12 protein-coding genes are annotated in these 12,980 nt (G+C 59.1%); 2 read left to right on the top strand and 10 right to left on the bottom strand.

Annotated elements, in window-relative coordinates:
• Positions 1 to 238: hypothetical protein (locus ABIB95_RS24550; protein WP_354242734.1), on the top strand; the 238-nt coding region annotated here is incomplete at its 5' end.
• Here ABIB95_RS24550 and ABIB95_RS24545 read toward each other — a convergent pair.
• Positions 217 to 564 (bottom strand): hypothetical protein, encoded by a 348-nt coding sequence (locus tag ABIB95_RS24545; RefSeq protein ID WP_354122829.1) that lies wholly within the window; start codon positions 562 to 564, stop codon positions 217 to 219. The genes ABIB95_RS24550 and ABIB95_RS24545 overlap by 22 nt on opposite strands.
• Positions 565 to 1,445: 881 nt before the next feature.
• Here ABIB95_RS24545 and ABIB95_RS24540 point away from each other — a divergent pair.
• A complete protein-coding gene (locus ABIB95_RS24540) occupies positions 1,446 to 2,831 on the top strand; it encodes a tyrosine-type recombinase/integrase (protein WP_354116311.1) in 1,386 nt (461 codons plus the stop codon).
• 966 nt (positions 2,832 to 3,797) lie between these two features.
• On the opposite strand, the gene ABIB95_RS24535 is transcribed toward ABIB95_RS24540, so the two are convergent.
• From ABIB95_RS24535 to ABIB95_RS24495, 9 genes are all read right to left on the bottom strand, one after another.
• Positions 3,798 to 4,580, bottom strand: coding sequence for a carbohydrate ABC transporter permease (locus ABIB95_RS24535; protein WP_354242730.1), 783 nt, complete (start codon positions 4,578 to 4,580; stop codon positions 3,798 to 3,800).
• 73 nt (positions 4,581 to 4,653) lie between these two features.
• Entirely contained in the window at positions 4,654 to 5,598 is a 945-nt protein-coding gene (locus ABIB95_RS24530; protein WP_247303161.1) for a carbohydrate ABC transporter permease, read from the bottom strand.
• On the bottom strand, positions 5,595 to 6,623 hold the full coding sequence (locus ABIB95_RS24525; protein WP_247303159.1) for an ABC transporter ATP-binding protein: 1,029 nt from the start codon (positions 6,621 to 6,623) through the stop codon (positions 5,595 to 5,597). The genes ABIB95_RS24530 and ABIB95_RS24525 overlap by 4 nt, the downstream gene beginning before the upstream one ends.
• Positions 6,624 to 6,738: 115 nt before the next feature.
• The gene (locus tag ABIB95_RS24520; protein WP_247303157.1) at positions 6,739 to 8,079 is read right to left on the bottom strand and encodes an extracellular solute-binding protein; all 1,341 of its coding nucleotides are present in this window, start codon (positions 8,077 to 8,079) and stop codon (positions 6,739 to 6,741) included.
• Positions 8,080 to 8,571: 492 nt separating this feature from the next.
• Positions 8,572 to 8,766, bottom strand: coding sequence for a hypothetical protein (locus ABIB95_RS24515; protein WP_100419724.1), 195 nt, complete (start codon positions 8,764 to 8,766; stop codon positions 8,572 to 8,574).
• Positions 8,767 to 9,109: 343 nt separating this feature from the next.
• The gene (locus tag ABIB95_RS24510) at positions 9,110 to 10,033 is read right to left on the bottom strand and encodes a complex I NDUFA9 subunit family protein (protein ID WP_354116313.1); all 924 of its coding nucleotides are present in this window, start codon (positions 10,031 to 10,033) and stop codon (positions 9,110 to 9,112) included.
• Positions 10,034 to 10,094: 61 nt separating this feature from the next.
• Positions 10,095 to 10,847: a cupin domain-containing protein gene (locus tag ABIB95_RS24505; protein ID WP_354122159.1), complete on the bottom strand. Its 753-nt coding sequence runs from the start codon at positions 10,845 to 10,847 to the stop codon at positions 10,095 to 10,097.
• A gap of 119 nt (positions 10,848 to 10,966) precedes the next feature.
• Positions 10,967 to 11,683 carry a CapA family protein gene (locus ABIB95_RS24500; RefSeq protein ID WP_247303151.1) on the bottom strand — a complete coding sequence of 239 codons (717 nt, stop codon included), beginning with the start codon at positions 11,681 to 11,683 and terminating at the stop codon, positions 10,967 to 10,969.
• A gap of 114 nt (positions 11,684 to 11,797) precedes the next feature.
• Complete coding sequence (locus ABIB95_RS24495) at positions 11,798 to 12,781, bottom strand: MBL fold metallo-hydrolase (RefSeq protein ID WP_354242723.1); 984 nt, start codon at positions 12,779 to 12,781, stop codon at positions 11,798 to 11,800.
• Positions 12,782 to 12,980: the final 199 nt, after the last annotated feature.

The following is a 12,980-nucleotide window of genomic DNA, read 5'->3' as shown; positions in this document are numbered from 1 at the left end:
CATCGTCTGCCATCACAAGGTGTCCACCTATTTTGGTGGACACCTCATGCATCAGAGCACCCAAAAGCAAAAGGTGCAGGGAAATTCGCGCTTACTCAGAAGCAAACCTGACGGCAATTCAACATCGCGTCTTGCCCCCTTGCGGACGTCGTCCAACTCTTTGCAGAGTGGGGGCGGTTCAACTGATTGGCAAAACGTTACTCTGGCGGGCTTTTTTCAGAAACCACAGGCTGCGTAGGTCTTGCGAGCAAGACGGTAGTGCGATCCGACTTCAACGAAATCGACATCGAGGCACTGATTGCCGTGGCGGTAGTCATCGGCGAGCCCTTGGCAATTTAGATATTCGATGTTGATCCGCCAGCGATGTTCCTGCGGGTCATAGGTCGCAAAATCATGTTGCGCCACGGCCGGTCCCTTGCAAAGCCCACCGATGTATTGCCGGATCTCCGGTGGCAAATCGGAAATATGCTGCGGGTCCCATGGGTCGTGCTTGTTCATCGAGGCAGCTTGAACGGTCGATCCTTGACATAGCAGCAAAGCCAATAGGCAGTTGCGCCAAGACATCGGAGCCTCCCCATGGTCATTTGGCGTGGAGAATAGTCTCCTCGCTGCCGGATTTCCATGCCGTTTGCGTTGCCGCCGCTGGCCCGCTCCCGGGGCAGAGTTTAGGCCAGCGGCGCAAGAGCCCAGCACGTCCGTTTCTTGTTTCTCTGAATGCTAGTGAGAGAAGCTGACGGGAAACTGACGACCGGCGCGGTGGAGTGACGCAGGCGCGGATTGGGGGGCGCTGAATTGGGAGGGCATATAGCGCCGGTGAGAATTGTTCGCAGCATTGATTTCTTAAAACTGCAACACATGGGGTCCCTCCAAGGCCGTAGGTGCTGATATGCCGAAGGGGGAGTGCAAGATCGCAGGCTTGCTAGCAGGAGAGGGAATCGAATCCCCGACCCAATCAATCCGGTTCTGGCCTTTAGCAGGCGATTCTTGCGGCGAAGCGTATAACAGATTGTCCGCTTTGCTCGCTCCAGCATCCCATTCTACGACGAGCATGAAATTGACCTAGCCCACAGGATCCGCGCGCTCTATCGGTGAAGGTACAGAAACAAAGGAAAAGCCGAACAGCAATCTCGCCACGCCGGCCCTCACAAAACCGTCGCACGAAATCCGGCTTGTTCTGTCGGAGAAAATAAAAAAGCCCCTTCGGGCCAATCTCTTAAGGATGGTGGGCGCACCAGGGCTCGAACCTGGGACCCGCTGATTAAGAGTTTAAGATCATCCCTTCCCTGCAGTTTCCGATTGCACGCCGCGTTACGATGAGTATTCGAGAAGCCCTTTGTTTATAGATGTTTCTCGCATAGTTTCGCGCTCCGTCGAACTCAAACCTCCAAATAGCTCGATCCGCCAACACCGTTTGAAAACCGTTTTGGCGGCCCTGGACTCTCGTCATGACCGATATTCGAATTTCTCTCACCGACAAGGCAATCGCTCAGCTACCTGCTCCGAAGGAAGGTTGGTACCTAGCGCGTGATACCGAGTTGAAAGGCTTCTTCGTAGTTGTCGGAAAGCGACGGAGAACCTTTACCGTCCAAGGCGACCTTAGGCAGGGCGGCAAGCGGGCTTCATCCATTAGGGTTTCCATTGGCAACGCCAGCGAGATGTCAACCCGAGCTGCGCGCGCCATTGCCAAGGAATATTTGGCTCAGATTAGCCGAGGGCGGCATCCGAAGGACGAGAAGCAAGCCGAAGGGACGAATCCCGCTCCGGCGATGGAGATTGGGGGGACAGTCGCAAGGATCACCCTCAGGCAGGCCTGGCAGCGGTATCTCGAGGCACATCTGATGCGCAAGAGCCGCAGTGAAAAGACCATCAGCGGCTATCGCGACCACGTCGAGCGAATCTTTGCGGATTGGCTCGACACCGCCCTGCATGAGCTCGCAACAGACCCGGCTCGGGTGGCCAGGAAGCACGACGAAATCACAAGAGAGAATGGGCCGTACATGGCCAACGGCAGCATGCGAACTCTGCGGGCCATCTATAATCATGCACGGAAGACGAACAGGTCGTTGCCGTCAGATAACCCGGCCGATGCGGTCGACTGGAATGAAGAGGAGCGCCGCAACACCGGGATGGGCTCCGCCGACCTGAAGGGCTGGTTCGCGCAACTCGCCGCCCTCGACAACCCCGTGCGGAGAGAGTTCCACCTCTTTACTCTCCTTTGCGGTTCTCGGCCCACTGCGCTCCAGGAAGCTAAACCGGAACACATCGATTTTCGGCGGCGGGCGCTGCACATTCCCAAACCGAAGGGCGGCAAAAAGAAAGCCTTCGATATCCCGTTGTCACGTCAGATGATCATTTGCCTCGTCCGCGCGATCCGGTTCAGCAGGCAAATGTATCCTGTGCAGGCACAAGAGTGGGTGTTTCCGGCCGACAGCACCTCGGGGCATTTGGCGGAAACAAAAGAGGACCGGGAAATGCTATCGAAGTGGGGTAACGACCTCCGCCAAACCTTCCGTACGATTGCGACTGCAGCCGGTGTCTCGGAAGTTGACGCCAAGCTCCTGATGAACCATGCCATTCCCGGTGTAAACGCAGGCTACATTACGCGGCACAAGCTTCTCGAAGATCATCTACGCAGCCAGCAGCAGGCGATCAGCAATGCCGTATTTGCTGCGTTGGGCCCATCGATGACCCAGAGGGCCTCGTTGCAGGATTGGCTCGGAAGAGGTGGTAGCCGACGAGCAACTCAACGGGCGGCTTGCGACAGAAAGCAAGGTGTAGTCTGGCCGGTTGTTCAAATTGAACAAGGATCATTCCGGAACTCGGTGCGTTGACGGTCCGACGCTTTTATGCGGGACACATGAATCGCTCCAATCCATCATGGGCCAATTTGAGCTAGCTGTCCCCGGGCCCAATTTGAGCGCCGGAAGGATGGCGACCAGCAGGCCGCTCCAACCAAACAAGGGCCATTCTAGGTAACTCCAAGCGGTCTCGGCACATGCTCCATGTCGGCGCAATCGAGGAAATGCGGAACGCCTGCGGCCAGATCGCGCGCCCCGCGAGACATCCGGCGGCGCCGTCGCCATAGGCGTGGCTGAGCGAACGCTCGAAATCGTCGGCTTCGACGCCCGCCGACAGCATGCCCCGTGGACGCGGCACGGTGAAGTTCCGCCTGGGTCAAGGATTCGAATCGGGGACGGGATTTGAACCTGTGACGTTCAGGTCGTCAGTTGGCGACTAGATACTTGAGGCCGCGGAATGTCGGCCGGCCAAGAACTGAGCGTCAACGAGACGTGGATCTGGTAGGGGCGGAGACCGACCCATTCCAACATCAGCATTAGATACAAACCAGCTCCGTTCGCCACGTCGAACGAGACCAACGTCTCGCAGTTGCCCGCATGCGCTCGTCAATCCGCTCGGGTCGAGCCCATCCATCATGGGGCCATCGAGAATTTCCAGCGCAAGTCTTTCATTTCATTGATCTATTGTTCCTCCACTCGATCCTTTATGGGATTGGACCGATTGAAGAATTTCGCGCGACCAGGCTTCTGCACATTGGTTTCTCTAAGATCATATCCGACCAGATTGGAAGCGAAAATCGCGCTTTTGCATTCTCAGTGCACACGCGTGGCGCCTACGGCGAATACCCAATTGCCATCGATCACAACGCGTTCGTTGACCGACGCCGCGCCCTGCCGGCGAGCAGCCGCAACACTGCCCGGCATACCGGGACTTTTGCAACACGATCTGCCAAGAGCTGACATGGTATCTATGGCGAAGAGCATATTTGGTTTCGCGCGTTACTTGATCGCGCCCATGGTGAAGCCAGCTACGAAACGAGCGACGAAGAAATTGTAGATGACGGCAATTGGCACGCTCGCGATCAGGCAGGCTGCCATCATCGAGCCCCAGAAATAGACGTCGCCCCGCACAAGAAAGGTCGGCACTCCGACGCTCACCGTATAGCTCGACGACGCGGTGATAAACGTGACGCCATAGACAAATTCCTGCGTCACCAGAGTGAAGGCGAAAATGACCGCCGTCAGTATCCCGGCCACCGAAATCGGCATCACCACCTTGATGAATGCGCCGAAGCGGCTCAGCCCGTCGATCATGGCTGCGTCCTCGAGATCGCGCGGGATCGCCTTGAAGAAGCCCATCAGAAGCCAGGTACAGAACGGCACGGTGAAGCTCGGATAGACGAGAATGAGCGACCACACCGAATCCTGCAATCCCACTATCGCGATGATGCGCGAGAACGGGATGAACAGGATCGTCGGCGGTACCAGATAAGTAAGGAATATCGTGACGCCCAGAGTTTGCGCCCATGCGCCGGCCATGCGAGCGAGCGCGTAGCCTGCCGGGACCGCGAGCACGAGCGTGATGATCACGACGGCCACTCCGACGAAGCCGGTATTTAATAACCATTGCAGGTATTGGGTGTCCTCGAACAGCACCGAAAGATGTCGCAGCGTCGGCGGGCTGTTGAAGACGAAAGGATTGTTTTCGGTGTTGTACAAATCCTGGTTGGCTTTGAAAGCGGTGATCACCATCCAGTAAAACGGAAAGGCGAGGAACGTCACGAAGAACACGAGGACGGCGGTGTGAACGGCCGTGCCGGCAACATTTCGCGCGCGGGCAAATTCAGGGGTCATGTCACGTCACCTCGGTGCGCCGCGCTAACCACAGGAACAGGATTGCAACGCCGGCCAGGACGGGGAAGAGGAAGAGAGAGATGGCGGCTCCTCCCGCGAGGTCCCCCCCCTGAATTCCGGTAAAATAGGCCCAGCTGGCGATAACCTGTGTGGTGTCGTAGGGACCGCCGCGCGTCAGAACGAATACCACAATCATGTCGGTGAACGTGAAGATGATGCCGAACAACAACGCCACCAGGGTGATCGGCACGATCAGCGGCATCGTGATCTGGAAATGGTGACGCCAGAACCCGGCACCATCAACCTCCGCCGCGTCATGGATATCCTGCGGGATCGACGATAGCCCGGCGAGGACGATGACGGTCGCCAGCGGCAGGATGCGCCATACGTTGACGATGATGATCGATGCCCTTGCCAGAGTTGGCTGGCCAAGCCAGATCGGCCATTCGTTGGGCCCGAGCAGGCCGGCCGCGCGGGCCGTCCAGTTGACGACGCTGTAGATCGAATCGAAGATCCATAGCCAACCGATGCTGCCGAGCGAGATCGGCGCCACCCACGGCAGCAGGATCAACAGCCGAACCAACCATCTGCCTCGGAAATCAACAACAAGCGCCGTCGCCAGAATGTTGGCGCACACGAGGACGATAAACTGGGAAACGACCGTGATGACAATCGTATTCTGCAACGAAAGCCAGAATGTGCCGCTGTCCATTATGCGTAGGAAATTTTCCAGCCCGACAAAGTGAACGTCGTGGCTGGCGACCGTTGCGCTCGACACGCTGTAGTAGAGCGAGAGCAAGAAGGGAAAGCCGACCAGAAGGCCGATGTAGAGGATTGCCGGCGCAAGCATGGCCCGCAACAGCCAGCGATCGTTGTCGGCAATACGGGACAGGAAGCAATCCCTTCCGCGGATCTCGCCGGCTGCCCGTGTGATCACTGACGTCATGCCGCGCCTCCGTCGACACGCCGGCCACTCGTGCGCTCGAAGCGGGCGATGTCCTGGCGCCGCACCGTGAAGTCGTAGACCCCGCCGGCGTCAATATGTGTGCGAATGTTGGTCGGGATCTTCGAGATCAAGCGCGCCTCGGGCGTTCGGCCATCGATCAGGCCGTAGACCAAGCGATCGGCACCGAGATACTCGATGCGGGTGATGCGAAACGGAAAATCGATATTGTCGCCGTCCGGTTCAACCTCCTTCGGCAGGAACGCTTCCGGCCGGAATCCGATCCAGATCTCGCCGTCCTCGATCAGGTTCATCGGCGGCGAACCAATGAAAGTGGCGGCAAAGATGTCCGCCGGCAAGCCATAGATCTCGTGCGGCGTGCCGATCTGGTGGACACGACCCTGGTTAAGAACTGCGATGCGGTCCCCCAGGCCCATCGCCTCGGCCTGATCGTGGGTAACGTAGATGGTGGTGGTGCCGAGGCTACGCTGAAACTGCTTCAGTTCGTCCCGCGCGGAGTTGCGCAACTTGGCATCGAGATTCGATAAAGGCTCGTCGAGAAGAAAGACCACCGGTTCACGCACCACCGCCCGCGCAAGCGCGACGCGCTGGCGCTCTCCGCCTGACAACTGACGTGGCTTTCGGTCGAGGAAGTCCCCAATACCGAATATCTGCGCTGCCCAGGCGACCTTCTTGCGGATCGCCTCTCTTGGCATGCCGGCTGCGCGCAGCGGAAACGAAATGTTCTTTTCGACCGTAAGGTGCGGATAGAGCGCGTAGCTTTGAAACACCATAGCGACGTTTCGTGCGCGCGGCGGTAGGGCGGTCACGATGTTTCCGTCAATCACGATATCGCCCGAAGTCGGCCGCTCAAGGCCGGCAATCAGGCGCATCAACGTCGTCTTTCCGCAGCCCGAAGGACCAAGCAGGACCAGGAACTCTCCTTCCCTGGCGATCAGGTCAATGCCGTCGACAGCGCGAACCTCGTCGAAAAGCTTGATGATACGTCGTGTTTCGACAATGGCCATGCGCAGTCCCGATTGCCTCACTCCGCGAAGCCGTTCACCGGAACGGCTTCGGCGCCAGGCATGATCCGAGGGGCACGGAAATTCCGTGCCCCAACGGCAATGCGTGGCGAGACGATCAGATCATCTTCCGATCTTTCCACTTCGCCCAGATCGCCTTCATCTTGGCATCGGCGCGCTTGAGAGCGTCTTCCGGAGTTTCCGCGCCCGCGGCGGCCTCGGCGAACATCGTGTTGATCACCCAGGTATTGAAGGTCTCGTCGATCGCGGCATTGGAGTTGCCGGGATAGCCGACGTTGGTCGCCCAATCGAGCACGTCCGAAAGCACCGCGTACTTGTCCGGCGGCACCGCCTTGGAATCCTTGGCGATGAGCTGGGTCAGGTCGGGGACAGTGTTCGAGAAGCAGGGGAAGTTGTAAAATTCGCTGGCCATGAAGCCCTGTTTGAAGTTGTCGATGTAATCGACCAGGAAAGTCTTTGCGCCGTCGATGTTTTCGGAAAACTTCCAGGTCACATAGCAGTTCATCACGTGCTCGAGACCGATCTGCCGAACCGGGCCTTTCGGCGGCTTGGCGAGCGCGATCTTTTCGTGGATCGGCATCTTGTCGTTTTCGCCCGCGCGCGTGATCGAAATCGCGTTGAGCACGAGGGACGACCTGCCAGCGAGCATCTGCCGGTTGTTCGACGATGGATCCCAGGCGAACACCTCTGGCGTCTCAGTCTCCTGGAACAGAGCTTTGACGAATTTGAGCGCTTCGAGGGTTTCTTTGGAATTGATAGCGAGAGTGCCGACGGCGTCCTGCTCGTGCGCGCCGAACGAATACATGATCGCACGCATGGCCATCGCGGTGTCGAGTTCGGCGGAGAGGCCGATACCGACCGGAATGCCGGTCTTGTCTTTGATCTTCTTGCCGCCGACGCGGACGTTATCCCAGGTGTCTGGCTTCATGCCGATGTCGCCCCAGAGATCCGATCGATAGTTGACGGGATCGGGGACGAAGCTGTCGGAGAAAGCGAAGTATTTCTGGGTCTTCGGATTATAGGTACTCTTGACCGCCAGATCGATCGGCTTGCCGAGCTGCTTCTCGCATGCGGCATAGACGTCGCTCATGTCCACAACCTGTTCCTCGTAGACCGATGGCGGCGCAAGGAACATCACCAGGTCATGGCCCTTCTGCGCCGAGACTTCCGCGGCTGCGCGCGAAGGGATCAGGCCGAGGTTGATGTTGTCGACGATGACCTCGGTGCCGTTCTTGGCGCCCCATTCCTTGGTGTAGGTGTTGTTGAACCACTTGTCGTAGCCGGGGACGAAGTGACTCCATTGCAGTATCTTCAGTGTCTTGGCGGCGCGAGCCGGCGAAACGTGGAAGAATGGTCCGGCGGCTGCGGCTGCACCCACAGCTGTCTTGATGACGTCGCGGCGCGACAGGCCGTAGCGACGAGATGCACGGGATGACATCTTTCCCTCCCATTGCTTGATCGTTCAGCGGGAGGTTATGTGCCGGTCAACCGCAGAGACGAGCTCCCGCTGACATTAGCTGGCAATAATTATCCCACAGGCAGGAAATGTTGACAACGCAGCAACGGTGCTCTCATCCAAGAAGAACTCTGTTGCCGGACTGCAGGCCCGGCTAGTCGCACATGATCCTCGGACCGTGGTGGCGCGCTTGATGTTCGCGCCGGCGCCCGGGTCCGTGCCGCGTCGCAATCTTGCCAAAGGATGGATATCGTCAGAAGCGAACCTAATCCTGCGCAACCGAATCCTAGAATTGTTTAGATATTTCAACATCATATAGCTGGAAATTCCTGTTCGGAGCGCCGTTCCAGACGCGGCTTCAAGGGCGCCTCTGGCCGGACCAGTCGAGGGCTTCCGCGGGGAGACGGTGGATCGCCTCCAACCCAACGCGGGCGCCGCCGGCGACAGATCGGCCCGCGCGGGCTCTACCAGCCTTTAGCTGCGCATGGCGGCGCGGAAGCCGACGAAGCTCAACGCGCCCGCCACGGTGACGGCAATCCAGCTCGCCCAGAACGGCACATCGACGCCATTCAAGGTGACGGACCACCCCATCACAATCCGGATCAACTGCAGAAGCGCGATCAGGGCAAAGATGGCGGCGGCAAGCGTGCAAAAGGTTCTTATGGTCATTGCCCGTCTCCGATGGCACACGAGGACGTGCTCGTCCCCAGCGCAGCCAAAATGGGGAGGGGCCGGCGCGGCGGCCACTCCCCTTGTGCAAGGAAGCGGCTTAACAGAGCCATTCTCGATGTGTTGCACAATCGCCGTTTCGCGACGCCGCGAGTCGGGATCACTTCCGCCTTTGTGCAGGCTGGAGACATGCCGGCTCATCTGCTCATCAGGGATCAACGGAAGTGGCCGGCCTGGGCTCAAAACGGCGCATTTGATCCCTCTCGGACATCCAGTGGCTGAGTGCGGGCGGATGTCGCGCTGAACCGTCAGCCGTTGAAACGGATTAACCGAGCAGCCTCCTTCACCCGCAATTCGACAACATCTTTTGGAGTATCGCCTCGACCGACTGCGGCGAAATCCCAAGTTCAGCAAATCCAGGCAACTCCGGCGATGACACGGTGTCGATTTGCATCAGTTCCACTTGATTGCGCGTGAGGAGCGGGCTTGGGAACATTTCGGAGACCCACGCAAGTGCATTCCAGGCGGCAAACGGGATTGGAACCAGTCGGGGCACAAGTCCAGCCTGGCGCGCAACGGCTCCAAGAAACTCCTCGTAAGAGTAGACGCGCGGGCCACCGAACTCGAAGATTGTTGAAGGCATCTCCGCTTGCCGCATGACCCGGCCAATTGCCTCCGCAACATCCTCCACATGGGCCGGCTGCAATCTGGTCAGGCCGCGGCCGAACATCGGATAGATCGGAAGTCGGCGGAGGAGCCCAAGGATGGTCGTGAGGAACGCATCGTCTGGTCCGAACATTACTGCCGGGCGGACGAAAAGTGCATCGCCGAAGGCGGACCGGACCGCCAGTTCACCCTCGCCGCGCTTTCGGATGTAGCGCGATCGTGAGCCGGCATCGGCGCCAATTCCTGAAATGTGAATGAGCCGATCGACACCGGCACGACGAGCTTGAGCCGCGACCCGTTGCGCAGCCTCGACGTGAACGGAATGAAAAGTCTCCTGTCCGCGCTCGGCGTAAAGGCTAACCGCGTTTACAACGCCACAGGCGGCGGCAAGCGCATCCGCGACTGACCGCTCGTCGTGAACGTTGGCCCACACTGATTGAAGCTGCGGATCATCGGGACCAAACAGTCTGTGCCCCCGGTCCGGATGCCTTGACGCGGCCCGAACAGGAAATCCGTGAGAGCGCAGATGCCGAACGATGCGGCAGCCGAGAAAACCGGTTCCGCCGAACACGGTGACGGTGCGATCGTTCGTTGCCACCATGATTCAAATTCGCCAATTCATGCGAACGGCCGTCCGGATGCTTTGGGCGGCCCGCCGTCAACTATTGTTTCTTTTCCGGTCCGCCCGGAAGCACGGCTGCCACACCTTCCGGATTGATGTTGAAGGCCAAAAATACCAACGGCTCGTTGCCCGGGTTTCCCCATCGGTGCACGAGCGCGTACGGTTCATAGATCAGGGAACCTGGTCCCCTTGCTTCCGTCTTGCCGTCGATCGTGTTCGCTCCGGTGCCGGATATAATATAGTACAGAGCCGCTCCTGAGCGATGGTGCGGCGGGTTGGAGGGCATCTGCGCCGGAAATGTAACTCGCGTGAGATTGAGATCATACCCCCCTGGCTGCAGGTCGGGGATTGGAGTCGCGGTCCGATATAGCTCTGTCACGGCAGCAGGTGCCGTCTCGACAGGCCGACCCAAGTCCACAGCGGGAGCAAGGAAAAAATGGAGGAAAGTAGATGGCTCTCCGCCGCCCGCCGTCAGCGCCGCGGTTTTTCCACCAGCGATGAATAGCCCCTCGCCGGCGTTGAGCGTTTTAGCCTCGCCATCGAGCGCGACCTCGGTCGATCCTGATAGCTGGTAGAGGATGCCGTCGGCCGCCGAGACGCCGCACTTCTCGTCCGCTTGAAGGGTGATGCTCACCGCTTTGAAATGCAGCGGCACGTCCGTGACGGTCGGCAGTTTGGTTGCAGCGACCACGGTTCGTGTAATTGCCGGTGGAGCGGGCGCGGTTTGTGCGGTCCCGGAGACGGGAAGCGCCATCGCGCCGAGCAACAGTAGTCCGGTTGTCCTGAACTGCATGACTGCCTCCAGGTTCAGCGGGTAATCGGAGCACCATACGCTCTCGCAGTACCTCTTGGAATGGCTGGTCGCTTCGAGCGGCTACCGCGCCATTCCAGCCGGCGATCCTCGTATCGGCTCTAGAGAGGTTCTCCGAGTCTAGGATAGCTGCCCGGCCTCCTGAGTGCCATGACCTGGTTGGCGACCTGCAACGCGCTCACCTCGCATAGGTCAGGCAGCAAGTTGACGCCTGGAGCGTCGGGCGTCGCAGCCCACCCGAACGGGATGCCGCTCGATGTCGATCCGAACGAGAAGATCAGAAGCCTTGCTTTGGCAAGGTTCAGCACTGCGGGTGCGCGCGCTTCGTGATCGTTGCGTCCTGCGCCCGTCGCTTTGACGTTGAGTTTCTGCAGAACGGTCAGCGTCTCCAGCAGGCCGGCGCGGCCCCAATCGAGCACATGGTTGTGGGCCAATACACAGCAGTCGATCCCGGCAGCCACGAGACATTCTGCATTCTCGGGGCTCACGCGGTAATTGATGCCCTTGTTCGCCCGGTCATTGCTGCGGGTCACAGCCGTTTCGAGATTGATGATCCGCGCGTCCGGCTGCATGCGCTCCAATTGGTCCAGTGCGGCGCCCCAAACGTAGGACGCCCCGTTGCGCCGCGAAATGGGCCCGTTCGCCTGCTCGGCGAGCAGCACGTAAGTCTCCGCCGTTCGCACGTGGCGTTCGTAGATCTCGGAGCTGCAGGGATGCGCCAGCACCTGGTCGATGCCGCGGCCGCACATGACATCTCCACATGGAAAGAGCCGCACCGATTTCCGATGCCCAGCCGTCAGATGTCGTTCCTCGGCCATCAATTACCGCCTGGTGCGATGGATTTGACATTCGCTACCTTGGCTCAGCGAGCAGTCATGGCGAACGTCAAATCCAAACCGCACTAGAAGTGATATTGGACACTAGTCTTCGCGTCAGGCGTGAGATCCTCTGAACGCCGTCATCACCTCGGCCAGCATCCGCACCTCGTCTCCCGCATAGCGCGGAGAGAAGTGAAACGGCTCGACGCGGCGCACATTGGCTTGCCGCGCAATTTCTCCTGCAGCCATGGTTGTAAGATGGGCCCGGTTCCTCGCCAATGCGACGTCGGCCTCCGCAAATGCCGCCTCGATGAAGAGAATGTCCGCATTCTGAACGAGCGCTGTGATGGCGGCACGATTGGCCGGCGTGTCGGCAACATCGGTAACATAGGCAATTTTCTGGCCGGCAGTGACCGTCAAGAGATCACGCAGGCTGCCAAGCGGGACAAGACGATCGTCCGAGGTCGCCGATCCGTCGATACGGATCAAATGATCGTCCGCGCGACGCTCGACAACGGCCTGCTTGAGCGAGCGCAACCACGGACCAACGGGAAGCCCATGCTCCGACAATCGGTTCTTCCAGATGTTCACATGCGCCGCCTCGCGCAGCGCAAAAGCAAGGCAGGGCGTGCCGTGTTCGAGGATCGCGGCTGACACGGTTCGTCGCAGAGGACGCCGGCAAGGGTTTGGCGTGAGACTAACGGCTCCGCGGCAAAGGCCCGCCTCAGCCGGAACCGCGTGGTAGACATGGAATTCTGCGTTTCGAGTTCGCTCACAGCGAAAACGAGATCGCAAGGATAGTTTTCGACCAGATTCCACCGATAGGCCTGAAGTTTGTGAAAGACGCGCCGGGCCGTAAAGCTGTACTGTTTTCTCGTGTCCCACGAGCAAACGGAGCAGATGATCAAAGCCAACGAAATGGTCGATATGCGCATGCGAGACGAAGAGTTGGTCGACGCGTTGTATCTTCCGCGCTGACAGTGAGGCGATTTCTCCGACATCGAACAGCAGACTGTGCTTTTCGAACAGCGTCTCCACATAGACCGTCGGGTCTCCGCAGCGACCGTTGACAAGGCTCGGATTGAAGATGGGGCGCATAGCAGTCTATTCTGCAGCGGGTTTTTTGCGCATTTCGGGCGTCACTCTGCCTCCACTGCCCAAGGATACCCTTTTACACCGGGTTGAGTTTGGGCATGCCCGACGAACTTCCGATTTGAGCAGACATTACTGATTCCGCACTGGGCAAAATCGAGCTATACCGCCGCGATCCGCTCGCGGGCGATGTCGTCTGCGAACC

Source organism: Bradyrhizobium sp. LA2.1, assembly GCF_040547725.1.
In the GTDB taxonomy this organism is placed as follows: Bacteria; Pseudomonadota; Alphaproteobacteria; order Rhizobiales; family Xanthobacteraceae; genus Bradyrhizobium; species Bradyrhizobium barranii.
The sequence above is the reverse complement of the archived record's forward strand: the minus strand, read 5'-3'. Positions and strand labels throughout refer to the sequence as shown.

Bases quoted from the DNA above. Each gene is read 5' to 3' on its own strand.
- ABIB95_RS24505 (WP_354122159.1), bottom strand. From the start codon at position 10,847: ATGCAGTTCAGGACAACCGGACTACTGTTGCTCGGCGCGATGGCGCTT.
- ABIB95_RS24520 (WP_247303157.1), bottom strand. From the start codon at position 8,079: ATGTCATCCCGTGCATCTCGTCGCTACGGCCTGTCGCGCCGCGACGTC.
- ABIB95_RS24540 (WP_354116311.1), top strand. From the start codon at position 1,446: ATGACCGATATTCGAATTTCTCTCACCGACAAGGCAATCGCTCAGCTA.
- ABIB95_RS24510 (WP_354116313.1), bottom strand. From the start codon at position 10,033: ATGGTGGCAACGAACGATCGCACCGTCACCGTGTTCGGCGGAACCGGT.
- ABIB95_RS24530 (WP_247303161.1), bottom strand. From the start codon at position 5,598: ATGACGTCAGTGATCACACGGGCAGCCGGCGAGATCCGCGGAAGGGAT.
- ABIB95_RS24525 (WP_247303159.1), bottom strand. From the start codon at position 6,623: ATGGCCATTGTCGAAACACGACGTATCATCAAGCTTTTCGACGAGGTT.
- ABIB95_RS24545 (WP_354122829.1), bottom strand. From the start codon at position 564: ATGTCTTGGCGCAACTGCCTATTGGCTTTGCTGCTATGTCAAGGATCG.
- ABIB95_RS24515 (WP_100419724.1), bottom strand. From the start codon at position 8,766: ATGACCATAAGAACCTTTTGCACGCTTGCCGCCGCCATCTTTGCCCTG.
- ABIB95_RS24495 (WP_354242723.1), bottom strand. From the start codon at position 12,781: ATGCGCCCCATCTTCAATCCGAGCCTTGTCAACGGTCGCTGCGGAGAC.
- ABIB95_RS24500 (WP_247303151.1), bottom strand. From the start codon at position 11,683: ATGGCCGAGGAACGACATCTGACGGCTGGGCATCGGAAATCGGTGCGG.